The sequence below is a fragment of the Shewanella sp. MF05956 genome (genome assembly GCF_059758055.1).
This window is the reverse complement of record NZ_JCAYNV010000003.1, coordinates 209294-231895: the sequence shown is the minus strand read 5'-3', so window position 1 is coordinate 231895 and position 22602 is coordinate 209294. Positions and strand designations below refer to the sequence as shown.

The 22602-nt window shown below is 40.5% G+C and carries 21 protein-coding genes and 1 pseudogene; 18 read left to right on the top strand and 4 right to left on the bottom strand.

Annotated features, from left to right (window positions below):
• Positions 1–326 precede the first annotated feature (326 nt).
• The 4 genes from dusA (at position 327) to AC19MX_RS04685 (ending at position 2520) form a co-directional block, all read left to right on the top strand.
• Positions 327–1328: a tRNA dihydrouridine(20/20a) synthase DusA gene (gene dusA / locus AC19MX_RS04700; RefSeq protein WP_498296729.1), complete on the top strand. Its 1002-nt coding sequence runs from the start codon at positions 327–329 to the stop codon at positions 1326–1328.
• Between the two features lie 416 nt (positions 1329–1744).
• Positions 1745–2062: a hypothetical protein gene (locus AC19MX_RS04695; protein ID WP_498296727.1), complete on the top strand. Its 318-nt coding sequence runs from the start codon at positions 1745–1747 to the stop codon at positions 2060–2062.
• Positions 2062–2193 (top strand): hypothetical protein, encoded by a 132-nt coding sequence (locus tag AC19MX_RS04690; RefSeq protein ID WP_432399991.1) that lies wholly within the window; start codon positions 2062–2064, stop codon positions 2191–2193. The genes AC19MX_RS04695 and AC19MX_RS04690 overlap by 1 nt, the downstream gene beginning before the upstream one ends.
• Positions 2194–2319: 126 nt before the next feature.
• Entirely contained in the window at positions 2320–2520 is a 201-nt protein-coding gene (locus tag AC19MX_RS04685) for a PspC domain-containing protein (RefSeq protein ID WP_160052655.1), read from the top strand.
• Between the two features lie 80 nt (positions 2521–2600).
• Here the strand turns inward: AC19MX_RS04685 and AC19MX_RS04680 are convergent, their stop codons facing one another.
• Entirely contained in the window at positions 2601–3338 is a 738-nt protein-coding gene (locus AC19MX_RS04680) for an enoyl-CoA hydratase-related protein (protein WP_498296725.1), read from the bottom strand.
• A gap of 36 nt (positions 3339–3374) precedes the next feature.
• Between AC19MX_RS04680 and AC19MX_RS04675 the strand changes: the two genes are divergently transcribed.
• Genes AC19MX_RS04675 through AC19MX_RS04665 form a run of 3 tightly spaced genes read left to right on the top strand, consistent with a single transcriptional unit; the run spans position 3375 to position 5584 of the window.
• Positions 3375–3863 carry a copper chaperone PCu(A)C gene (locus AC19MX_RS04675; RefSeq protein WP_498296723.1) on the top strand — a complete coding sequence of 163 codons (489 nt, stop codon included), beginning with the start codon at positions 3375–3377 and terminating at the stop codon, positions 3861–3863.
• Between the two features lie 12 nt (positions 3864–3875).
• Complete coding sequence (locus tag AC19MX_RS04670) at positions 3876–4847, top strand: DUF2333 family protein (RefSeq protein ID WP_498296721.1); 972 nt, start codon at positions 3876–3878, stop codon at positions 4845–4847.
• A 2-nt stretch (positions 4848–4849) separates the two neighbouring features.
• Positions 4850–5584 (top strand): TIGR04219 family outer membrane beta-barrel protein, encoded by a 735-nt coding sequence (locus AC19MX_RS04665; RefSeq protein ID WP_498296719.1) that lies wholly within the window; start codon positions 4850–4852, stop codon positions 5582–5584.
• 70 nt (positions 5585–5654) lie between these two features.
• Here the strand turns inward: AC19MX_RS04665 and tolC are convergent, their stop codons facing one another.
• Complete coding sequence (gene tolC, locus AC19MX_RS04660; protein ID WP_498296717.1) at positions 5655–6950, bottom strand: outer membrane channel protein TolC; 1296 nt, start codon at positions 6948–6950, stop codon at positions 5655–5657.
• A 387-nt stretch (positions 6951–7337) separates the two neighbouring features.
• On the opposite strand from tolC, the gene nudF reads away from it, so the two are divergent.
• The 5 genes from nudF to parE all read left to right on the top strand — a co-directional run bounded on the left by nudF (position 7338) and on the right by parE (position 11876).
• A complete protein-coding gene (gene nudF / locus AC19MX_RS04655) occupies positions 7338–7964 on the top strand; it encodes an ADP-ribose diphosphatase (RefSeq protein WP_498296715.1) in 627 nt (208 codons plus the stop codon).
• Positions 7965–8003: 39 nt separating this feature from the next.
• The gene (locus tag AC19MX_RS04650) at positions 8004–8441 is read left to right on the top strand and encodes a DUF1249 domain-containing protein (protein ID WP_432399984.1); all 438 of its coding nucleotides are present in this window, start codon (positions 8004–8006) and stop codon (positions 8439–8441) included.
• A 34-nt stretch (positions 8442–8475) separates the two neighbouring features.
• Positions 8476–9315 carry a 3',5'-cyclic-AMP phosphodiesterase gene (cpdA, locus tag AC19MX_RS04645; protein WP_498296713.1) on the top strand — a complete coding sequence of 280 codons (840 nt, stop codon included), beginning with the start codon at positions 8476–8478 and terminating at the stop codon, positions 9313–9315.
• Positions 9316–9347: 32 nt separating this feature from the next.
• The gene (locus tag AC19MX_RS04640) at positions 9348–9920 is read left to right on the top strand and encodes a YqiA/YcfP family alpha/beta fold hydrolase (protein WP_498296711.1); all 573 of its coding nucleotides are present in this window, start codon (positions 9348–9350) and stop codon (positions 9918–9920) included.
• Between the two features lie 69 nt (positions 9921–9989).
• Positions 9990–11876, top strand: coding sequence for a DNA topoisomerase IV subunit B (parE, locus tag AC19MX_RS04635; RefSeq protein WP_498296709.1), 1887 nt, complete (start codon positions 9990–9992; stop codon positions 11874–11876).
• A 743-nt stretch (positions 11877–12619) separates the two neighbouring features.
• On the opposite strand, the pseudogene AC19MX_RS04630 reads toward parE, so the two are convergent.
• Positions 12620–12827: pseudogene (locus tag AC19MX_RS04630) on the bottom strand (transposase domain-containing protein); the annotation flags it as partial.
• Between the two features lie 442 nt (positions 12828–13269).
• Between AC19MX_RS04630 and AC19MX_RS04625 the strand changes: the two are divergent.
• The gene (locus tag AC19MX_RS04625) at positions 13270–14808 is read left to right on the top strand and encodes a BCCT family transporter (RefSeq protein ID WP_498296707.1); all 1539 of its coding nucleotides are present in this window, start codon (positions 13270–13272) and stop codon (positions 14806–14808) included.
• A gap of 841 nt (positions 14809–15649) precedes the next feature.
• Here the strand turns inward: AC19MX_RS04625 and AC19MX_RS04620 are convergent.
• Positions 15650–16528, bottom strand: coding sequence for a LysR family transcriptional regulator (locus AC19MX_RS04620; RefSeq protein ID WP_498296705.1), 879 nt, complete (start codon positions 16526–16528; stop codon positions 15650–15652).
• A gap of 394 nt (positions 16529–16922) precedes the next feature.
• On the opposite strand from AC19MX_RS04620, the gene AC19MX_RS04615 reads away from it, so the two are divergent.
• The 5 genes from AC19MX_RS04615 to AC19MX_RS04595 all read left to right on the top strand — a co-directional run bounded on the left by AC19MX_RS04615 (position 16923) and on the right by AC19MX_RS04595 (position 22591).
• Positions 16923–18467: a flavocytochrome c gene (locus tag AC19MX_RS04615; protein WP_498296703.1), complete on the top strand. Its 1545-nt coding sequence runs from the start codon at positions 16923–16925 to the stop codon at positions 18465–18467.
• Between the two features lie 12 nt (positions 18468–18479).
• The gene (locus AC19MX_RS04610) at positions 18480–18839 is read left to right on the top strand and encodes a cytochrome c3 family protein (protein WP_498296701.1); all 360 of its coding nucleotides are present in this window, start codon (positions 18480–18482) and stop codon (positions 18837–18839) included.
• A 49-nt stretch (positions 18840–18888) separates the two neighbouring features.
• Entirely contained in the window at positions 18889–19998 is a 1110-nt protein-coding gene (locus AC19MX_RS04605) for a mandelate racemase/muconate lactonizing enzyme family protein (protein WP_498296699.1), read from the top strand.
• A 130-nt stretch (positions 19999–20128) separates the two neighbouring features.
• The gene (locus AC19MX_RS04600; protein WP_498296697.1) at positions 20129–21427 is read left to right on the top strand and encodes an MFS transporter; all 1299 of its coding nucleotides are present in this window, start codon (positions 20129–20131) and stop codon (positions 21425–21427) included.
• A gap of 48 nt (positions 21428–21475) precedes the next feature.
• Positions 21476–22591, top strand: a complete 1116-nt coding sequence (locus AC19MX_RS04595; protein WP_498296695.1) for a hypothetical protein — start codon at positions 21476–21478, stop codon at positions 22589–22591.
• Positions 22592–22602: the final 11 nt, after the last annotated feature.

Here is a 22602-nt window from a genome sequence, read left to right as displayed (position 1 = left end):
ATGTATTGACGATAAAACTTAAAAATAACTGTTTAACCTAACACTATTGCGGTAATAACATTGTTCACTTCTTGAGGAGGACTTGCAGCCCCTCCCATAAACGAATGATTCACTGTATAATGCGCATCGATTCTTGCAGACATTTCAAGCGTGCAAACAGCTCAATGATGTTGATGTTATATCAACGATATTGAAGTTACCGTGTGGTATTGATAAAAGCCTTACTTCGGTATTTAACTCGGTTTTAACCTCTCACATGACTTTACACGTGCACGATTAACCCAGATTATGAGTAAAATAATTCAGTGAATACAACGCCTAAGATCATGACCTCAACAGATACCCTCGATCGTACTTTTTCAATCGCGCCAATGCTTGATTGGACTGATCGTCACTATCGTTACTTTGCGCGTCTATTGTCGGCTAAGGCGCTGCTTTATACTGAAATGGTGACAACCGGTGCGATATTGCAAGGTAAGGGCGACTATTTAGCCTATAACACTGAAGAACATCCATTAGCGCTGCAACTTGGTGGCTCTAACCCCGTTGATTTAGCCGCATGTGCCAAATTGGCTGCAGATCGTGGTTATGATGAAGTTAATCTCAACGTAGGGTGTCCGTCAGATCGGGTCCAAAATGGTCGTTTTGGTGCTTGTTTAATGGCTGAGCCCGCCTTGGTGGCAGAGTGTGTCGATGCGATGAAGCAGGTTACTGATATTCCAATTACCGTCAAAACCCGTATTGGCATTGATGAACAAGACAGTTATCAATTTTTAACCGACTTTATTGAGACGGTCAACGCTAAAGGGTGTACTGCATTTACTATCCATGCACGCAAAGCGTGGTTACAGGGGCTAAGCCCAAAAGAGAACCGTGAAATTCCGCCATTAGATTATGAGCGCGTGTATCAATTAAAGCGTGATTACCCGCAGCTGAATATCAGCATTAATGGCGGCATTAAAACACTGGAAGAAGCCCAGTTACATTTAGCACAGTTAGACGGGGTGATGGTTGGCCGCGAAGCGTACCAAAATCCGTATATTTTAGCGTTGGTAGACCAGCAATTGTGCGGCCTTGATAGCCCTGTCATTACTCGCGAGCAAGTGATTGAGCAAATGATCCCCTACATTGAGGCCCATTTAGCTCAAGGTGGTCGCTTGAATCATATTACTCGCCATATGATAGGTTTGTTCCAGGGGTTACCTGGCTCACGTGGTTGGCGTCGTCATTTAAGTGAAAACGCCCACAAACCTAATGCCGATATTAATGTGGTACTAAAAGCGGCAGAGTTTGTTGATGCCCAGGCATTAGCAGAGTCACAGGCTTAATTCGATTACCTAATACCTAATATCATTGAGCTTTAACAAGTGAGTCGTCACTTATTAATGTGGATAGGTATAATATGCTCTTCGCTCGACTCTCCCTTAAAAGCGCCTTTATTTAGGCGCTTTTTTGTTTTTGATTATCCACAATGGATGTGGTTTTTCCTGTCGTATTCCTTCCATATTTTCTGTTGATTTAATGTACTAGTCATTTTCGCCAACTTGGTGGTTAATTTTACTACCTGTTGGTTTTTTGAACTCGATGAGTTTATGTTTTATATTCAGTTATAAATAGTAAAACTGTTTATTATTAGTCTCTTGCAATGGATTACAAAAGTTGGCACGCAGCTTGTAATACCCATAGTGTAATCAACTAGACGGGTGTTTAGTTGCCATTAACCAACACAAGAAAGGATGCCACCATGTTTACATTAACTTCAAATAAATTAGTTCGTCGTACTGTTCAATTATCTATTGCTGCTGTTGTACTGGCTACTGCGAGTGTATCTGCGCAAGCTGATGAAATGTCGGTGAGTCACACGCTTAATGCACTTGAGCAAAATATGACTCAAGCAAGCCAAGAAATGATTTCAACCGCTAAGCATGAGTTTATGTTGTCTTTACAGACTCAAATTGCACAGCAAGTATTTGAAATCAAATCAGGCTTTGCAGAAGTGACATTTGCTGAACCTGAATTGAACAAAACGGCAATTGCAGCGAAAACTGCAGAGAACAAGTAATGGATTGGGTGTTAAATATAGGCTTGGTGCTGCCGTTAATGTTGTTGCTATTAATGCCGGTAATCAGTTTTGCATTGTTTGCTACGTTAGTGCGCTACGTGAGTCAGCGGGCTGATATGGCCAGACATTAATGACCAAGCTTAAGAGATAGCAGTAAGAGATGTTGTTCATTGCTAATACGCGAATCATGAAAGTGGTCAGCAAAAATGAATACAGAATATCGATGTGTCAGTAGTCAATGTTACAGGAGATAAAATATGAATCGTTTAATCAGTCGATTACAAGATGAAGCACGGATTGTGTGTGGTGTATCGGCTAACTTAGCCAAGCAATACGGTTGGTCGTTATTATGGACTCGTGTTGTGACCATTGGCTTAGTGGTGACTAATCCGAGTATTAGCCTCGCTGCGTACTTTATTGTTGCTGTTGTTATGAGTCAAAAAACATCACGCTTTTAATGCTCAACCCTTGTTAAGTCGTCTGGGTTGAGCGGGGTAATTAGCCCCGCAACTAATGTGTAAGGCTAATGAAGTGGTCGTTATTTGTTTAAAAAGGCTTTAAAACGTTGTTTAGCCTCATCACTTTGTAAACGCTCGGCAAACTGCACAAGTTCTAATTTCATTTGGGCTTTTACTTGAGCCTGGTTATGACGTAATAGTTGTTTTGATGCTTGCATAGATAAAGGTGGCTGGGCCGCCAATTTTTTTGCTTGCGCAAGGCTGAAGCTCATTAGCTCATCTGCGGCAACCACACGATTAATCAAATTTAACTGCTCAGCGGTTTGTGCATCAAACGCGTCACCTAATAAAATCAACTCTGCGGCTTTATGTTGGCCAACAATCGATGGCAACAATATACTTGAAGCGGCTTCTGGTACTAAGGCTAAATTGACAAAAGGCATTTGGAATTTGGCTTTATTGTCGGCATATACTAAATCACAATGCAGTAGTAACGTGGTACCGATACCGACTGCAGCCCCAGTCACTGCAGCAACGACAGGTTTTTTCAGATCCAGTAAACAAAACAAGAATTTAACCGTTGGATGATTATCATCTAATGCACCACTTTGCAGGAAATCTACGATATCATTACCAGAAGTAAAGCAGTCGTCAGTGCCATGAAACATAAAGGCGCGAATGTCGTTGTCGGCTTCGCCTTGGATCAGGTATTCTGTTAGTTGTTGATACATTTCTAGATTGAAGGCATTACGTTTTTCTGGACGATTAAACCCGATGATGCGTACGCCTTGATCATCTCTTACCTGAATATAACTCATTCGTGATTTCCTATAGTGAATGCGAGTGTGGTTTACATGGAGTTTAAGACATTGAAAGCAATATTCAAACACCTGTTTAACTTTTTAGTGTTATCATCATTGTCATTCGCAGCGTCGGCTAGCATTGTTCTTGTTGATGGACATGTTAGAGCGATGCCTGCGAGTGTGCCAAATACTGCAGCTTATTTTACGCTAGAAAACCATACAGCAAATGCAGTGACATTAGTTGCGGTCAATACACCCGCGGCTAAAGAAGCACAGTTACATACGATAATTGAAGAAAATGGCATGGTAAAAATGCGCCAAGTTAACGGTTTTTCAATACCGTCTCATGGTTCGCTAACACTGCAACCTACTGGCGACCATGTCATGCTGTTGTCGTTAACAGCACCGTTAGTGGTTGACGATAAAGTGCCACTAAATTTAATTTTTGAAGATGGTCAGCAACTTATGATTGAGTTACCTGTTTTAAAACAGGCTGCAACTCAAGAAGGTGAGCAAGCTGACCATCATCACCATCATTAAGGAGTGATATTGATGCAAGTTACAAGGAATAAAATATTAGGCGTAGTTGGAGTACTTTCTTTAGTGCTTTATGGTGTGAGTGTTTGGTGGAGTATTGAGCCAGATCCAATCAAACCGATTTCGGCGCAAACGGATAATTCGAAAAAGATCATCGGCTATAGTACTACTAGCTCATTGATTTTAACCATGGAAACCCTGCTCGATAAGCCAGGTGGATGGTTATCAAATGATGTTATGCCACCGTCATTAATGATGGATAACATGCCAGCATTTGAGTTTGGTGCGTTAGAACAGGTGCGCGATTTAGCGTTAATTATGCGTAAAGAGTTTAGCCGCTCACAGTCTCAATCGACGGCTGATAACGACTTACTTGCCGCGCATTCTAAATTAAACATCGAAAACACCAGCTGGCTTGTTCCTAGTGCAGAGGGTGAATACCGTGAAGCGATCAAATTACTGAAACTTTACCGCGCTAAGATTAGTGACCCGAATAACAATAACGCGCAGTTTTATGCTCGTGCCGATAACCTAAATGAATGGCTAAAAGAAGTGCAAAAGCGTTTAGGCAGCATGTCACAACGTTTATCTGCAAGTGTTGGTCAAGAACGTTTAAACACTGATTTAGCCGGTGATAGCTCTGCCCGTCAATCAACACCAGGCGCCTCTAGCAGCGAAATTAAAACCAGCTGGTGGAAAATTGATGACGTATTTTACGAAAGCCGTGGTTCTGCTTGGGCATTACTAAACTTCATGCGTGCAATTGAAGTTGATTTTGCTGATGTGTTAGAAAAGAAAAATGCTGAAGTCAGTTTACGTCAAATTATTCGTGAACTCGAAGCAACCCAGCAGACAGTGTGGAGCCCTATTGTGCTCAACGGAAACGGTTTTGGTTTAGTGGCTAATCACTCGTTAGTGATGGCGAATTATATCTCGCGAGCTAACGCAGCGGTTATTGATTTAACTAACTTAATTTCTCAAGGATAATGATGAAAAAGACTCTTCTTGCCACCGCTGTAGTGGGGTTATTAAGCATGTCATCGGCACATGCGGCAACTGTTGTGGGTTTTAAAGTCGGTGCGGATTATTGGTTGGCTGACACGACTAACTCATTCAATGATGACGATGGTGTCGCGCACAGTTTTTCTGACGACTCGTCGCAGGGCAGTGTTTGGATTGCGGTTGAGCATCCTTTCCCGTTTATCCCTAATATCAAAATTCGTGAAAACCGCTTAGAATCAAGTGCCGGTTTAGACAATGTCGATTTTACATTCAATGGTCATGCATTTGAAGGTGAAGTGTCGGTAACCAACGAGCTAAACAACACGGATTTTGTGCTGTATTACGAAATTTTAGACAATGATTTAGTGTCAGTTGATTTAGGTGCTGCCTATAAAAAAATGAATGGCTCGTTACGCGTTGCTGACGCAGGTCATCCTGAAGAAATTGATATCGATAGTGGTATCTTTATGGGTTATGCCAGCGCGCAAGTTGGTATGGTTGGCTTAGGCTTATTTGGTTTTGCTGACGTATTATTTGGCGTTGATGAATCTAATGTCTATGACTACGGCGTAGGCTTAGGTTGGCAGTTTGACAGTTTAGCTGTCGATACTTTAGTGCGCGTGGGTTACCGTGATTTTAACTTTGATGTCAGTGATTTTTCTGATGTGTCACAAAACACTCAATTTAAAGGCGCTTTTGCGGGCGTTGAACTGCGTTTCTAAGTCTTTAACTAAAGTGCAGCTCAATAAAAAACCGCCAACTGGCGGTTTTTTTATGGTTAACAAACGGAGGTTACTGTGCAATCAAACCGTTGTTAATGGCAATCACATCATCTTCATTTAACGTACCCGCAGCCTGTTTTAGCGCTAGGATTGAGTTAATGTAGCCATAACGTGCTTCAGACAACTGACGCTTTGAATCGTATAAGTCGCGAGTACGGTTAAGTACATCAACAATGGTACGTGTACCGACTTCAAAACCCGCTTGAGTGGCTTTTAATGCACTTTCAGATGAAATAACTGATTGCTCATAGGCTTTGATAGAACTAATCGATGCCGTCACGTTATTGAAGTTGTTACGGACATTTTTAGTTACACTACGGTGCGTTTGTTCTAATAACTCGCTCGCTTCAACATAGGCAAATTGCGCTTGCTTAACCTGCGAGGTGACCTTAAAGCCTTCAAATAATGGAATGCTTAATGTCACACCAATATTGGTGTTGTCATAATCAGGGCCAGGAGTTTGATCCATACCTTTGTTATAACCCGCATTAAAGTTTAAAGACGGCATGTGACCCGCTTTGTACAAGCTGATGGTCTCATTAGCGATATCTTTAGCGATACGTTGAGTCATTAAATCAATACTGTTGGTCTCAGCCATTTTCAACCATTCAGCTGAAGATGTTGGTGCTGGAGAGCCGGCTGAGAAGCGGTTGGTGTCTAATACGTTGATTGACTTGTGGTCGATACCGGTAATTTCACGTAATGCTTCATAGCTGTTGTCTAGCGTATTTTGTGCAAGAATTTCAAGCGCTGAAGCTAGGTCATATTGCGCTTGAGCTTCATGTACGTCAGTAATGGCTGTTAACCCTACGGCAAAGCGTTGTTTAGTTTGCTCTAATTGGCGTTCAATCGCCGCTTTTTCTGCACCCTGGAACTCATAGTTGTCTTTAGCGGTTAATACATCAAAGTATGCGCTAGTAACACGAGTAATCAGTGATTGAAGCGTTGAGGCGTAAGCAGAATCGGCTTGTGATGCTGCCATTTCAGCCAAATCTAAACCAACCCATGCACTATGGTCGTATATCACTTGAGATAAGCTAACACCACCAATGAGTCCGTCGGTATCATCAGCTGGATCGTTCCATGCTTTTGCATAACCCACATTGGCACTAATTGTTGGTAGCAATGGTGCGCGGTTTTCTTCAATGCTTTCATATAACGCATCACGTTGTGCTTTGGCTTGTAAAACGATAGGGTCGCTAGTCAGCGCTTGCTGATAAATTTGCAATAAATCGTCAGCCTGCGCTGCTGGTGCAGCAATAGCAAAAGCTAATGCTGCGTATAATGAACCAATTTTGAATTTCATTTGCTGCCCTTTTAGACAATGCCTCATCAATTTGAGGTGTTAAATAACTGATTAATTTGGTCATGCCGCACAGTTAAGCTTAAGGTAGATAGCAAAGCAAACTTAACGTGGCAATCTGTCGGAGCATTGTGCTCAATTTTTTTAAGTGCTCAATGTGGTAAAAATACTTCACAATACGCAATTGTATTGTGCACTATTTTTATATCTACCATGCACTCTAAATAGTATTGATTTTTTGTTTTTCAAGTCAAATTTGAAGTGTAACAGATTTTATTTTATTTAAATCCGTTTGTGTTCGTAATCAGTGTGCCGTTTAGTTATTAATTATGTGATTTTAACCTGTTAAAATACACTTATATGAGCATTTTTTAAGCCACAAGGAACATTATGTCTGACCATTTGAGTACATCGACTTTTAATGCCGATTCCGATTTTGAGCTGATTGCTAAAAAAGTCCTCTATAAAGGTTTTTTTCAGTTAGATGAGTACACCTTTAAACATAAATTATTTAAAGGTGGCTGGAGTGGCGAGGTTACGCGTGAAGTTTTTGAGCGAGGTAACGCGGTTGTAGTGCTTCCCTATGACCCAATTCGTGACGAAGTCGTGTTAATTGAACAAATTCGCCTGCCAGCATTAGCAACTACTAAATCAATCTGGCTTCTTGAGTTAGTGGCGGGTATGATTGAGCCCGGCGAATCACCAGAGCAAGTAGCAACGCGTGAATTGGCAGAAGAAGCGGGCTTAACATTACAAAGTTTAACGCCAATAAACAGCTACTTAGTGAGTCCAGGCGGCACCACTGAACGATTTTATTTGTTTTGGGGGCACGTTGATGCCACTAAAGCATCTGGAGTACATGGGTTAGATCATGAAAATGAAGATATCCGAGTGCACGTTGTTAGTCGCCAGCAAGCCTATGATTGGGTGAACGATGGCCGCATCGACAACGCCTCTACAGTACTGGGTATTCAGTGGTTAATGCTGAACTACCAAATGATCCGCAATACACTTTAAGCGTATTAGAGACAAAGATTTGCAGATAGGAACGATTGAGTGACAGTGTCAAACCACAATAAAAAGCAAAAGTATCAACCGAATGTCAGCGCATTTTTAGCAGTGTGCGGTCGTAATTACGCGCATATTTTAAAATGGTTACCTGAACAGTTTAGCCTCAATGAGCCTTGGCCGGTTGAGGGTGAATTTGGCACTTTGATAGTCAATATTGTTGAAAACACTAAATACACTCAGTTAGTTGAAATTTCGCGCCCTATACCAAATGGACATTTTTTTAAATCTCCAAAAGCACTTGTTCGCGTCTATCACGATGCTCAATTAGCAGAAGTGTTAACTAGCCAACAGATTTATCGTTTAAAGCCAGTGTATGATTATCCTAATATACATATGCATCATAGCGATGAGAAGTTTCAAGTGAATGCATTCCTTGAAGATTTATTGAAGATTGGCGCTCGGAGAGTGGCTTGCCAGTCATAGTTTATTTACTATTTTATTGTGTTAGGGATCTTTAGTGCTTAAAGACGCAGTACATTATTCTGTTGCTGAAAATGAACCTGTGCGATTAGTCCAAGTGACTGATCCGCATCTTTTTGCCGATCCTGAAGGTCAGCTATTAGGTGTTAACACCACAAATAGCCTTCAAGCAGTGTTAAATACGTTCATGGCAACCAAATACCCCGCTGATTTATTACTGGCTACCGGTGATATCAGCCAAGATTATTCGCCTGAGTCTTATCAACATTTCGTTGATAGAATTGAGGCGCTTAATCTTCCTTGTCATTATTTACCCGGTAACCATGACGACCCACGCTTAATGGCCTTGCGTATGCAAGGTGAGAAGGTCTTTGGCCAACAGCTTATTGTGATTGGCGCATGGATTATTTTAATGCTCGATTCAACAGTACGCGGCAAACCCGGTGGTTACATGGGTGATCAACAATTTGCACTGATTGATGCCGCTATCAAAGCTCACCCAAACAAGCATGTATTGTTAGTGATGCATCATAATCCCATTATGATGGAATGTGCGTGGCTTGATCAGCATTGTATGATGAATGGTGCCGATTTTTTAGCGCGAACCAGCCGCTACCCGCAAGTTAAAGGCGTATTATGGGGCCATGTTCATCAACAAGTCGACAAAGTCCATGTTGGGCCACATGGTGATATCCCATTAATGGCAACACCGTCTACGTGTATTCAATTTAAACCACTTTCATCTTATTTTGCTTTAGACCAAGTACAACCCGGTTATCGTTTGCTGGAGTTGGCAGGCGATGGTAGCATTCGCACTAACGTTTACCGCGTGCCTGGAAATCGCTTTTCACCTGATAACGAAGCGAATGGGTACTAATTAAGATGTAATTTACCGACTCGCGAGGAAATATGCTGCTTTATATACATGGTTTTAATAGCTCGCCGCAGTCGGATAAAGCCGTTCAAACCGCTCAGTATATCAATCAACATTACCCAAACGTCGTATTTCATCAACCGCAACTGCCTTCTTCACCGCATGCCGCGATGACACTGTTATGTGAATTAACCGAGCAAGCTAAGCGACAAGGGCAAGCATTACGCTTTATTGGCTCATCTTTGGGTGGTTATTTTGCCAGTTATTTAGCCGAAACCTATGGTGGTAAGGCTGTTTTGGTTAATCCTGCCGTAAAACCCTTCGAATTATTTGAACAGTTTATCGGGCCTCAATATAATCCCTATACCAATGAACATTATCAGGTGTTGCCTCAACATCGAGATGATGTTGCGCTGTTTGATACTAACGTGATTCAACACCCTGATCGTTTTCTGGTGCTGTTGCAAACTGGTGACGAAGTGTTAGATTATCGACAAGCATTACATAAGTACCACAGCTGCGAATTACATCTAGAACCCAATGGCGACCACAGTTTTGTCGGCTATGAACAACAATTAGACAAAATTTGTAATTTTATTCAGCTGTAGCGTTTTACGTTATAAATAATGATCAATTTGAGCTAACTTTGGCTCCATTTAACTCCAAATGTGTGGACTATGACCAACCAATATACTTCAGATGCTATTGAGGTCCTTAATGGACTAGACCCGGTAAAGCGCCGTCCTGGTATGTATACCGATACCACCAGACCAAATCACCTTGGGCAAGAAGTAATTGATAACAGCGTCGATGAGGCGTTGGCAGGCCATGCAACTAAAATCGAAGTTATTCTGCATACTGATAACTCATTGGAAGTGACCGATGACGGCCGCGGCATGCCTGTGGATATCCACCCAGAAGAAGGTATTCCTGGGGTCGAGCTTATTCTGACCAAGTTGCACGCTGGTGGTAAGTTTTCAAACAAAAATTACCAATTCTCTGGTGGTTTGCACGGCGTGGGTATTTCAGTTGTGAACGCCTTGTCTACGCGTGTTGAAATTACCGTACGCCGCGATGCTCAAGTGTACGACATGGCATTTGAAAACGGCTTTAAAGTTGAAGAACTTGTGGTAACCGGAACGTGCGGGCGCCGTAATACCGGTACGCGAGTGCATTTTTGGCCAGACGTGAGTTACTTTGATTCACCTAATTTTTCAGTCAGTAAGCTTATTTATTTACTGCGTGCTAAAGCCGTGTTGTGTCCCGGTTTGCGCATTAAATTTACCAATAAGCACACCAGTGAAGTTCATGAGTGGTTTTATGAAAGCGGGTTAACCGATTATCTTCAAGAAGCGATAAAAGACTCGTTAATGTTGCCTGAAGTCCCTTTTGTCGGCAGCTTTAAAAGTGACTTAGAAGCCGCGGATTGGGCAATTACCTGGTTACCAGAAGGCGGTGAAAGCCTTAATGAAAGTTATGTAAACTTAATTCCTACACCGCTTGGTGGAACTCATGTTAATGGCTTTAGACAAGGGTTACTAGAGTCTATGCGTGAGTTTTGTGAGTTCCGCAATTTGATCCCCCGCGGGATAAAATTATCGCCAGATGACATTTGGGATCGTGCTGCATTTATTTTATCGATCAAAATGCAAGACCCACAATTTGCCGGGCAAACCAAAGAAAAGCTCTCTAGCCGTCAAAGCTCCGCCTTTGTGTCAGGCATTGTCCGTGATGCTTTTTCTCTGTGGTTGAACTCCAATACCGAGCTAGCCGAACAATTAGCTGAGCTATGCATTAATAATGCTCAACGTCGCTTAAAAGCCGCTAAGAAAATTGCTCGTAAAAGAGTGGTATCCGGCCCAGCATTACCGGGTAAGTTAACCGATTGCAGTGGCCAAGACCCAATGCGTGGAGAGTTATTCCTTGTAGAAGGTGACTCTGCTGGTGGCAGTGCAAAACAAGCCCGTGACCGTGAGTTTCAGGCAATTATGCCGCTACGTGGCAAAATTTTAAACACCTGGGAAGTTGATGCTTCGCAGGTACTTGGCTCGCAAGAAGTGCATAATATTTCAATTGCGATTGGTTGCGATCCCGACAGTGAAGATATTTCAGAACTGCGATATGGCAAAATATGTATTTTAGCCGATGCGGACTCGGATGGATTACACATTGCGACGCTGTTATGTGCATTATTTTTGAAGCATTACCGCGTGTTAGTTGAAAAAGGTCATGTGTATATCGCCATGCCGCCACTGTTTCGTATCGATCTTGGCAAAGAAGTGTTCTATGCGTTAGATGAAGCAGAGAAAAACGCTATTTTAGATCGCATTGCCGCTGAGAATAAAAAAGGCAAAGTACAAGTCACGCGATTTAAAGGTCTGGGCGAAATGAACCCATTGCAATTGCGCGAAACCACGATGGATCCTAATACACGCCGTCTAGTGCAACTGACAATCGATGATGCCGACGAGACATGGTCACTGATGGATATGCTTTTGGCAAAAAAACGCGCGTCAGATCGAAAAACCTGGTTAGAAAGCAAAGGTGATTTAGCATTACTTTAGCCATTTTTTCTGATGGTTATACCATAAGCTGTCATTTGGATGTCATAAGCTGTTATTTTTTGTACCATAAGTTGAAATATCTTCATTTGTGGCATAACTTTGAAGAAATTTTCAAGGTTATGCAATTATGTCTAAAAATCCGAAACGTCGTGTAGTAAAAAACTGAATGTCAAAAAGCGTTAATGTTTTTAATGGACGTAAATCTTTAGATAAAGTTACTCACTTAGAGAGTCCGCTAGAAGCTGATTTCTGCTATCACCTGGAATTCGACCAGAACATCAAGAGTTACCAAGCACAGCCTTTTCATTTCTGTATTATTTTGAGGGCGCTCCCCACAGCTATACCCCCGACTTTGAAGTTCTATATCAAGATGGAAGCATTAGCTATTTTGAAATCAAGTTTGATGCCGACATTGGGTAATACCCCCTAATATCGTTGACTCTAATACTTATAATCCTAAAAAAAATGCAATTATCACAATGGACTTGTTTCTAACAATTTTCCATAAATGGGTTATAGATATTTACCATCGAGATCTAGTTGCAAAAGGTACTCTTATCCCTTGGGTCAGCTGGCAGGAGGACCTGGAATTTGTTCCTCGTAGAGTCATGAATAAAGAAGCATTAGATATAGTGTTGGCTGAAAGAGCCACAAGGAAAAATGGACCCCATGGAATTATCTTTGAGCACATTCGCTATGATAGTGATGAGCTAATGAAATTGAGGTCGTTAACTAATATCGTGTTGGCTTAACAAGATCTGAGGTTTATTAATCAATCGATGAACGGATTCATTGTTAAATAAAGACATACCAATAACAGCCCAAACCATAGCATCCATCCGGAGTTTTCGTTGCCTTAATGTGGCAATACCGTTGGGAATCTAGGAAGGTTTGGATACTATCGGGCTCAAGGACATCAGCAAGGCACGAGAACTCTGTCAGGCGGTTAATTGAAGTGCGGGCTAATGCTTCTGAAAAATTCCATAAAAATTCCGATAAAGAAGATTATCGGATTTTGGCAGACTGAAAAGGTCGGTCAATAGATAGGTTTAATTTTATAACTTCAGTTCTTAACTGATTGGCATTACCAGATCACGCCTTGATTCTCAGGGCAACCGCATGAGTGTGCATTTTTTGATCACAATGAATGTTTTCAGTATAGAATCACTTCCAATCACTCTTGAGGTGATAACATTCCGAACAAATGTATTTGACTATTTTTACACCAACCATCTTAAAAAATGTGTTATTACTTTTATAACTATAACTATTAGATATCGTTATGCATAAAGAAAATTATTATCCACACTTGTGACAAGGAAAACATTTTTTTATAGTTTACAAAGTAAACTTTGAGATTGAGATTGAGATTGAGATTGAGATTGAGATTGCAATGGTTAATATAAAAAATATATTCGAAAAAACAACTAACATTAAAGTTTTTTGCACTTCTACATTTATTATAATGACACTGTTGGTATATTGCATCGTCGACAGTCATGGTGCTAATGATAATTTTTTTAAATTGCACGAATACATTTTAAGTAACCTTAGTTGGCTTTATATCTCTTCTACAGCATTATTCTTACTCCTCATTATAACTTTAAGTATTAGTCGGTTTGGTAAAATAAAATTGGGTCCCAAAAATTCAAGTCCAGAATTTAATAATCTTAGCTGGTTTTCAATGTTATTTTCAGCAGGTATTGGTATAGGGTTGATGTTTTTTAGTATTTCAGAGCCAGTGTATCATTTTAGTCATGCTCCGCATGTTGATATCGGAACCGTTTTAGGTGCACAACAAGCCTTGAGTATTACTTTTTTTCACTGGGGATTTCATATATGGGCAACCTATGCCATTGTTGCCTTGATCATGGCATATTTAAGTTTTAAAAAAGGCCTTCCGTTAACGTTAAGCTCATTATTATATCCGCTAATTGGCAAGCGGGTTAATGGTCTATTAGGTGACATGGTCAATATAATAGGAGTACTTGGTACTCTCTTCGGTATTGCAACTTCATTGGGATATGGTGCAATACAGATAAACTCTGGGTTGAACTATTTGCTTGATCTGCCTTTTGAACAGTACATCCAAATTGGGATTATCGTATTTATAAGCTCAATAGCGATGTTATCCGTCTTCCTTGGGTTAAAAAAAGGTATTAAAACATTAGCTCAACTCAATATAATTCTAGCGGTGCTATTTATGGCTTTTGTATTAATAAGCGGTGATACAGTGATGCTAATACAGATGTTAATAACAAACACGGGGAACTACTTTTCTGAATTAATAGGAAAAAGTTTTGATTTTAATACTTATGAAAATAAAGAATGGTTTGGGCAATGGACTTTACTTTACTGGGCCTGGGCTGTTGCTTGGACACCTTTTGTGGGTATATTCATTGCAAAAGTATCATATGGAAGAACGATTCGAGAGTTTGTTTTTGGTGTACTAATTTTACCTACTTTATTTACTTTCTTATGGATAACAGTTTTTGGGAACTCAGCAATAGATTTGATTCTGAATATGGGAAAGACTCAACTATTGACTGTTATCGAACAAAATAATGCTAATGCTATGTATGCTTTTTTAGAATATGTGCCTTATTCTTCTATTATGTATGTCGTAGCCACTATTTTAGTCGTTGTCTTTTTTGTTACCTCTTCAGATTCAGCATCTATGGTTGTGGCTATGCTAGCCAGTAACTCTGAAGATGAGCCTAGTCGTTGGCAACGAGTGTTCTGGGCATCAATGCAGTGCCTTATCGCGATAACCTTACTCTTTTTCGGTGGATTAAAAGCGCTACAAAGTGCAACTATAGCAATAGCATTCCCATTTCTACTTATTTTATTATTTGGGATCTATGGTTTTGTCAAAGTGTTATTGAATGATGAGTTAGAAAACAAAAAGATGCTAATGCTTGATGATGTTTGATTTCTTATCTTCGTAATCGAAAACTTCAATGCGAGATATTGAATGTTTTACGAGTAAGTTAGGTACGTTTTTTAAACTATATTTCTCAGAATCTCTTCATGAATCGGAATGATTGGAAGTGAGTCTGTCGGCTGTTTTGAAATTATTCATTGTGAAAAAGTGCATGCTCATGTGGTTATCCTTTTGAGTGCTAAGCCTTACTTAATCACCACATAAATCTTATTATGAGTCCTTTGCCGCCTTCAAGGTTAACGCCAAGTGTTAAGAAATCGCTTTGCTGTTAACCTTATTGTGTTCACTAATTTTAACTACGATACAGAGTTTAGAACAGCGATGGGGTAAACAGGCTCAAGTGGACGTGACTGTCACTCTATTACCTGGTGTATGATTGAGTTCGTCACTTCGAAAACGAAGTAGAAGAGATTTCAGTACCTACAGATCATGTAAAGTATCGATAATGTATTGTGTCGTCTCATGCCCTGGGCATAAAGATGTATATTCTTACCATCCATTTATATGAAGCGGCTTTGATAGTACAGGTTAAAAACTGTCATTAAGGTAGTGAGGCGTGTCTAACTCAAAGCTACCGTCTTCGGTTTTAACTTTTCTGCTGGAGTAACCATTATGACTGTTGCTAGTGAGGGCTTTCTCATTTTTTGATAACCTAAATAATGTTTAAATTCATTAGTCAATACCGCTTCAACGGTAACTTTAGTTAACATTACCCTGAAATCATTTAGGTCTACTTCCTACTCTATGCCTTCCCCCTTTGGCTACTTGTTTAGCGAATAGGTCTAATTCTTGTTCTACTTTCCAGTGTCAATATAAGATACAGATTTTTTTAGTTGAAATATGTAAATAGCCAGTCTTTGAATACTTGAATACATTTGTCATTTTGACCTTCGACATTGGCAAGAAAGTAACCAATTCCTGAGTTATATTTGGGAAGTTGTAGTTCGACTAATTCGCCACGGTTAAGTTGTTCTTCAATGAATGGGCGCCAGCACAAAGCCACACCAAGCCCTTGACTTGCAGCATCAATAGCTGCAGATACTTGTTCTAAATTAATAACTACATTCTGTTTATCGTAAATAATCCCTGTACCTGCAGACCAATGTGCTAGATCGGTGTGATTTGTTTCGTAATCGGTATCAATCAGAGGTAAATTACCCAATATGGTAAGATCTGTGATACCGTTTTCGTCAAGTAGATCTTGTTTACAAAATGGAATAATAATTTCGGTTGCTAATAGCTTAAACTCATAACCCCGTTGTAAATTGTTGCAAGTAATAAATATATCCGCCGTGTTCGGTGATAGTTTGTAGAAAAGACCTGACATAACCACAAGTTTAATTTTTATTTTTGGATAGTGTTTATAAAAATCACGTAATTTTGGCATTAATACTCTAGTAATTGTTGCTTGATTCCCTGCTATGCGTAATTCTCTACCATTACTATCGCAAAATATATCGGATAATGATGCTATTTCATCCATAATACCATCAACTTTCGCATGTAACCGATGTCCATCACCTGTCAATCTAATATTTTTGCCATTCCTCTCAAATAGTTGTTTTTCATAGTATTGCTCTATAATTCTTATCTGATGAGATACCGCGCTCTGAGATATAAATAAAGAGGCAGCTGCTGCAGAAAAAGATCCAGTTCTAACAATACATTCAAACACTTCTAACGATCTAAATGGTGGTGTTTTTTTCATATCCAGCCTTTCCGATAAATAAACAATATTAAAATTATTTTTTCATATTAATTAGATGGATGGGTCGGTTTGAATTGAGATTTAAAATCAACCCTAAACTGAGTCTCTTTCTATTACGCCCCTAACGGCTAACCACACTATTTAAATTGCAATAATCTATGTAATACTTTTATTAGATTTCCTAATAGTTACTTTATATCTTTTGATAGTGTTTTTGTCTATATATTTAAATCATATTCATAATCTGCATCACATTTATTTTTTTAATATCTAAATATCTAATGTCTTTATTAAATATTGATATGTTCATGAAAAATTTTTTGTGAACTTAATCAACATAATCCGTGATTTTAAATTCTATTATAATTTTGATTTCTTACTTGGAGAAAATTTTATGAATGGTGAAAGAATTAAAATAAGTCGTCGTAAATTATTAACGTCGGCAGTCATTCTCGGAGCTGGTACAGCCTTACCTGTATCGGCGAAGAGTAAATGTGAACCTGAAGAGGTCAAATTTGAAAAATCATATGACGTTATTATCGTTGGAACTGGATTCGGTGGCAACTCAGCCGCTATGACCGCTGCCGAATTAGGGCTCAATGCTTTAGTTATTGAGAAAATGCCAGCTTTTGGTGGTAACAGCTCACTTAATGGCGGAGGTATGGCTGTTGCTGGATTAGCAGAACAAAAAACGGCAGGCATTGAAGACAGTGCCGAATTGATGGCACAAGATATTTTAATTGCAGGTCGTGGTCTTGCAATGCCTGAAATTGCAGAAACGATTGCTCATAACTCTCTTGAAACTTACAACTGGGTGGTGAAACATGGTGCTAAATTTATGGATGGCGTTTTTCACTATGGCGGACACCGTGTGCCGCGTATTCGTGTTGGTGCTCGTTCTACAGGTGCAGATATCAACGTACCGCTTCGCGAATCAGCACAAAAAGCAGGTGCCGAGTACCGTGCTAACTGTGAACTACTGGATTTAGTTAAAAAAGATGGTCGTGTTATCGGTATCAAAGTTATGGATAAAGCTCAATGGGATCGGCCCGGTACTGGTCGAATTGCATACTTTGAAGCGAAGAAAGGTGTTGTGCTCACCACTGGTGGATATGCTGCTGATTTACAGTTCAGAATGTTACAAGATGAAAGGCTAGACGCCAACTATGAAACAACTAATCAACCTGGCGGCTCTGCTGACGGTATAAAAGCCATGATGCGTGCAGGCGGCGCACCACGTCAGCTTAGTTGGATCCAGCTTGGCCCTTGGTGCTCACCAGACGAACCTGGTTATGGTAACTCGCCTGATTATTTACCTTATGCTCAATACGTGCATGGGATAGCTGTCGATGTAGCTACCGGTAAGCGATTTATGAATGAATTGGCTGACCGTCTAACACGCGCGAACGCAATCATTGATGCGTCTAATAAAGGTAATCCAGAGCTCGACTATCCTGTTGCACTATGTGATAGCACTGGTCATAACGATCCGGGTATCAGCCCAACGCGAAGAAAACGTATCGTTCACGACGGTACAGTTAAAGCATTCGACACTTTGGACGAGCTAGCAAAACATTACGGTATACCTGCTGAAGCGTTAAAGCAGCAAGTCAAAGATTATAACGATTATGTGCGAAAAGGTATTGACCCGCAATTCGATAAACCTATCCCGCTTAGTATTGGCTTAAAGCCAATTGAAAAAGCCCCATTCTATGCAATGCGCATTTGGAACAAAATTCACTACACCATGGGCGGCATTGCCATCAATGGCCAAGGAGAAGTGCTTTCTATTGATGACTCAAAACCTATCAAGGGCTTATTTGCTGCTGGTGAAGTTGCGGCTGGTGCTGCTGGTGCAAGTCGTTTAGGTGGCTGTGGAACTACTGACCCACTAGTTATGGGTCGTATCGCGGTCAAACGAATCAAAGATTTAGGTTAAGGAAGTTAGACAATGAAAAAAATCATTTTACTAATAAGTTTACTGCTAGCCATTAATGTCTACGCAGCGCCACATAAACTCAAACCTCACCATCAAGCGTTGGACATGAGCTGTGCAGACTGTCATCTAACCAAGACACCGAAAGTCATGCCGGATCAAGAAACTTGTCAGAGCTGTCACGGCACAATCGAAACGTTACGTGAAGCTGCAGCGCAGCCACAAAGTGACATGTGGCTGGATCGCAATCCTCATTATTCATTCCATTACAACTCAGGTGTTGATTGCATGGGTTGTCATAGTGAACACCAAAAATCTCGTTTGTTCTGTAATAACTGTCATGTACATGACATGAAAATGCCAGATGAGAAATAACACAACGTTAGTAAACAAGTAACATCACAAAAACAGAAAGGACAAAGAAATGAAAATTACAAAAATTGAAGTATTCCAAATAGACTTGCCATTGACCCATCCTTACAAATTATCTGGTGGCCGCTTATTGTTTGAAAAAATCGATTCAACGTTTGTTCGAATTCAAACTGACGATGGGTTACACGGCTGGGGTGAAGGTTGCCCTTGGGGTCACACTTACCTCCCAGCTCATGGGCCTGGGATCCGTGCTGGTATCGAAACACTTGCACCATTCCTAATTGGTGAAAACCCATGTGCACTGCTTCATATTAACCGGGTTATGGATCTTCAATTACCTGGTCATGAATATGTAAAATCGGCCATTGATATGGCTTGCTGGGATATCCTTGGCAAACAAGCAGGACTACCTGTATACATGCTAATGGGTGGCGCTGAAGCCACTCCGGTAGCAGTGAATTCATCGATTTCCACAGGCACGGCTGAAGAAATGCTTGCTCTTATAGACGACGCTGGTCGAGATGGTTACAAATGGCATTCTGCAAAAATTGGCGGCACCGATACTAAAGCTGACATTGCACGTATCAATGGTGTCGAAGCAGGTTTACCAGACGGTCATAAGGTCACGTTTGATGTAAATCGTGCTTGGGAACCGGCTACGGCAATTTCAGTACTTAATTCGGTCGAGTCTCGTTCATGGGTTGAACAACCATGCCAAACATTGGACCAATGTGGTCGAGTTTCTCGTAAAGTACAGCAACCTATCATGCTTGATGAGTGTATGACTACCTTCCAAGATCATTTAGAAGCATGGAAAAATGAATGTGGTAGTGGTGTAAAAGTTAAGCCTAATCGTGTGGGTGGACTCACCAAAGCGCTGCAGATCCGTGATTTCTGTGTTTCGATTGGCTGGCCAATGCATATTGAAGATCTAGGCGGTACTTGCCTTGCTGATACAGCAGCAATCCACCTAGCGTCATCATGTCCTGAAGCAAATCGTTTAGCAAGCTGGTTATGCCATTACCATTTAACGGTAGATCCAATTCCTGCTGACCAAGGTGCACGTAACGTCAATGGTTTTGCAACGCCTCCAAATGTTCCTGGTTTAGGTGTTGAGCCAATGCTTGATGTATTAGGTGAGCCTGTAGCTGTTTACATGTAATCAGACTAAGAGCCCCTTGATTGAGAGGGGCTCTATAGCCACAAGGTTCTAAACAAACATGCAACCCCTTGTTATTTTAATTAACACCTAGGTTGTGAGTTTAATAAATGACCAAATTCAGGTAATAATTATGTTTAATAATAAAGCAGTTGATCCTTCTGAAATATCAACATTTCAAAAGTATTTTGTACTCTTCTTGTTGGGTCTATCGGTTGCCGTTATTTACCGTGTGCCATATATGCGAGAGTTTGCTTATACCCCCTTGCGTGAAGGACTTGGAATAAGCCACGAACAAGTTGGAGATATTTACGCAATCTTAGGGCTGGTAGGTACGTTCAGTTACATCATTGGTGGCATGATCGCGGATAAATTTAAAGCTAAGAACCTGATCGTTTTCTCACTGCTTGGTGCGGGCGCTTGTATATTCTGGTATGCAACCCTTCCCGGTCTATTCTTAGTAAAAGTCATTCATGGTTTACTCGGTATTTTCGGTCTAATGATTTTTTGGTGCGCATACCTAAAAGGTATTCGCATGATGGGTACTGACGAAGAGCAAGGGAGGATGTTTGGCTTCACTGAAGGTGCCCGTGGTATTTTGAGTACTCTGACTGCGCTTGGTGGTGTTTATGCTTTAGAGCTTGGCGTAACAAAAATTGCAGGTCTAGAAAATATTCTCTACTTCTACGGTGTACTGCATATTATCGTAGCTGCTCTGATTTGGTTCGCTATGCCCAATGTGAAAGCAAAAGGCAGTGACGAGACCAGTAAATTTAGTTTCTCTGCGGTTAAAGACGTCATAAAACTCCCTGGACTTTGGGCTGTTACCTTAATAATTTTCGGTCTATATAATGTATTTGCACTATTGTCATACACCTCTCCTTACTTAGAAGATGTTTGGATGGTGCCTGTTGGTGTTGTGGGCATACTCGGCACAGTAAGAACTTATTTTATTCAAACCATTGGTAGCCCTGCAGGGGGATACTATGGTGATAAAGTGGCCAAGTCTTCAACTAAAGCGCTTATTCAAGGTTGTGTTTTGCTTATCGCAGTACTAGCCACATTTATCTTTTTGCCAGATGGTATAAACAACTATTTTGTGATCGGATTAGTCTTACTCTTGGCCTTCATGCTTTATGCCGTGAGAGGCGTACAGTTTGCCACAATGGGACCTGCAAACATACCAATGCACCTAACTGGTACCGCTTTAGGCGTTATTTGTACTCTGTCATATTTGCCTGATGTTTATGCTTTTAAAATGGTAGGTAGCTGGCTAGATAAATATCCAAAAGAAACAGCCTATAACATGGTATTTGCTTACCTCATTGTCTGTACTGGTATTACCATTCTAGGGGGGATTTGGGTGAGTAAAATAGCTAAGAAAAGTGCGGCTAAACAGCAAAATTACGAACGATCCGTTGAGCTTGCTTAATAATTTCTAATTCGCCATGGAAGGCTAACCTTACTCTATCGAGATATGATGATGAAAAAGAAAATAATATTAACGTTGCTCGGTCTAGCCTCTAGCTGTGGATTCGCCTTCGCAGAAGAGACAATTGACGTAACTGGTACAGTCCGCGCTAACTACTCATATAAAGACTACAGTGAAAACTCAAAAGATAAACTCGGTGATTTTGATTTAGACATGTTAGCAATAAAGTTCAATGGCAAAATCTCAGATTTTGGTCTGTCTAGTGAATATCGATTTTACAATGGTTACGATATGATCCGCTATGCTTATGGATTTTATGACATAAATCCAAACCTACAAGTTAAGTTAGGACTCATCAAAAAGCCATTTGGCAATCCTGGATATATTTCGAATAGCTTTTGGTTTGGTATACCTTATTATGTAGGGTTTGAAGATGACTCAGACATGGGTATCGCACTTGACTATAGCTATGAAGCTTGGACAACCTCCGCTGCATTCTACAAAAATGCCGAACGAGGAGCGTCGAGTAACGAACGTTATTCCACCGATATTTATGCAGGTGTAGTGAACGGTACCCAATACAGCAACGAAGAAACCAACCAAATCAATCTACGCCAAATGTATCAAGTTGATTTCGAAGGTGTCCAAGCAAAACTTGGAGCTTCCTTAGAAGTTGGCCAAATATACAATGCCAAGACAGGCAATAACGGTGACCGTTATGCAATAGCCCTGCATGCCGATATTTCTTATAACGACTGGAACCTCCAACTGCAAGCAATGCAATATGAATATGATGCTGCAGATCCTGAAGTAGGAGCAGAGAATAAGATTGCAGTTGCAGCATTCCAATGGCAATACGAAATAGCCGTTAAAGCGCAAATCTATAGTATTAATGTCGCCAAAACATTCAGCACTTCTTGGGGGAGCATTAAAGTATATAACGACTTAGGCATACTGACGCCTGATACAGTTGACGATAGTTTTGATGATAGCTTACAAAATGTCACCGGGATGGCTATTTCAGCTGGTCCAACTTACACAATGATCGATTTCATTGCCGGTGAAAACATGTACGCAAGTGGTGTTAATGACCATATAGGACTAACTCAAACGGACAGCGGTTGGGACAATAGAGTGAATATAAACTTTGGTTATTATTTCTAGGAACATTTAAA

Excerpts from the sequence above, each read along its gene's own strand:
- nudF (WP_498296715.1), top strand. The coding sequence starts at position 7,338 with ATGTCTGACCATTTGAGTACATCGACTTTTAATGCCGATTCCGATTTT.
- AC19MX_RS04600 (WP_498296697.1), top strand. The coding sequence starts at position 20,129 with ATGTTTAATAATAAAGCAGTTGATCCTTCTGAAATATCAACATTTCAA.
- AC19MX_RS04695 (WP_498296727.1), top strand. The coding sequence starts at position 1,745 with ATGTTTACATTAACTTCAAATAAATTAGTTCGTCGTACTGTTCAATTA.
- AC19MX_RS04595 (WP_498296695.1), top strand. The coding sequence starts at position 21,476 with ATGATGAAAAAGAAAATAATATTAACGTTGCTCGGTCTAGCCTCTAGC.
- AC19MX_RS04625 (WP_498296707.1), top strand. The coding sequence starts at position 13,270 with ATGGTTAATATAAAAAATATATTCGAAAAAACAACTAACATTAAAGTT.
- AC19MX_RS04675 (WP_498296723.1), top strand. The coding sequence starts at position 3,375 with ATGGAGTTTAAGACATTGAAAGCAATATTCAAACACCTGTTTAACTTT.
- AC19MX_RS04620 (WP_498296705.1), bottom strand. The coding sequence starts at position 16,528 with ATGAAAAAAACACCACCATTTAGATCGTTAGAAGTGTTTGAATGTATT.
- AC19MX_RS04690 (WP_432399991.1), top strand. The coding sequence starts at position 2,062 with ATGGATTGGGTGTTAAATATAGGCTTGGTGCTGCCGTTAATGTTGTTG.
- AC19MX_RS04640 (WP_498296711.1), top strand. The coding sequence starts at position 9,348 with ATGCTGCTTTATATACATGGTTTTAATAGCTCGCCGCAGTCGGATAAA.
- AC19MX_RS04670 (WP_498296721.1), top strand. The coding sequence starts at position 3,876 with ATGCAAGTTACAAGGAATAAAATATTAGGCGTAGTTGGAGTACTTTCT.
- AC19MX_RS04685 (WP_160052655.1), top strand. The coding sequence starts at position 2,320 with ATGAATCGTTTAATCAGTCGATTACAAGATGAAGCACGGATTGTGTGT.
- AC19MX_RS04610 (WP_498296701.1), top strand. The coding sequence starts at position 18,480 with ATGAAAAAAATCATTTTACTAATAAGTTTACTGCTAGCCATTAATGTC.
- parE (WP_498296709.1), top strand. The coding sequence starts at position 9,990 with ATGACCAACCAATATACTTCAGATGCTATTGAGGTCCTTAATGGACTA.
- AC19MX_RS04615 (WP_498296703.1), top strand. The coding sequence starts at position 16,923 with ATGAATGGTGAAAGAATTAAAATAAGTCGTCGTAAATTATTAACGTCG.
- AC19MX_RS04680 (WP_498296725.1), bottom strand. The coding sequence starts at position 3,338 with ATGAGTTATATTCAGGTAAGAGATGATCAAGGCGTACGCATCATCGGG.
- AC19MX_RS04605 (WP_498296699.1), top strand. The coding sequence starts at position 18,889 with ATGAAAATTACAAAAATTGAAGTATTCCAAATAGACTTGCCATTGACC.
- AC19MX_RS04665 (WP_498296719.1), top strand. The coding sequence starts at position 4,850 with ATGAAAAAGACTCTTCTTGCCACCGCTGTAGTGGGGTTATTAAGCATG.
- tolC (WP_498296717.1), bottom strand. The coding sequence starts at position 6,950 with ATGAAATTCAAAATTGGTTCATTATACGCAGCATTAGCTTTTGCTATT.
- dusA (WP_498296729.1), top strand. The coding sequence starts at position 327 with ATGACCTCAACAGATACCCTCGATCGTACTTTTTCAATCGCGCCAATG.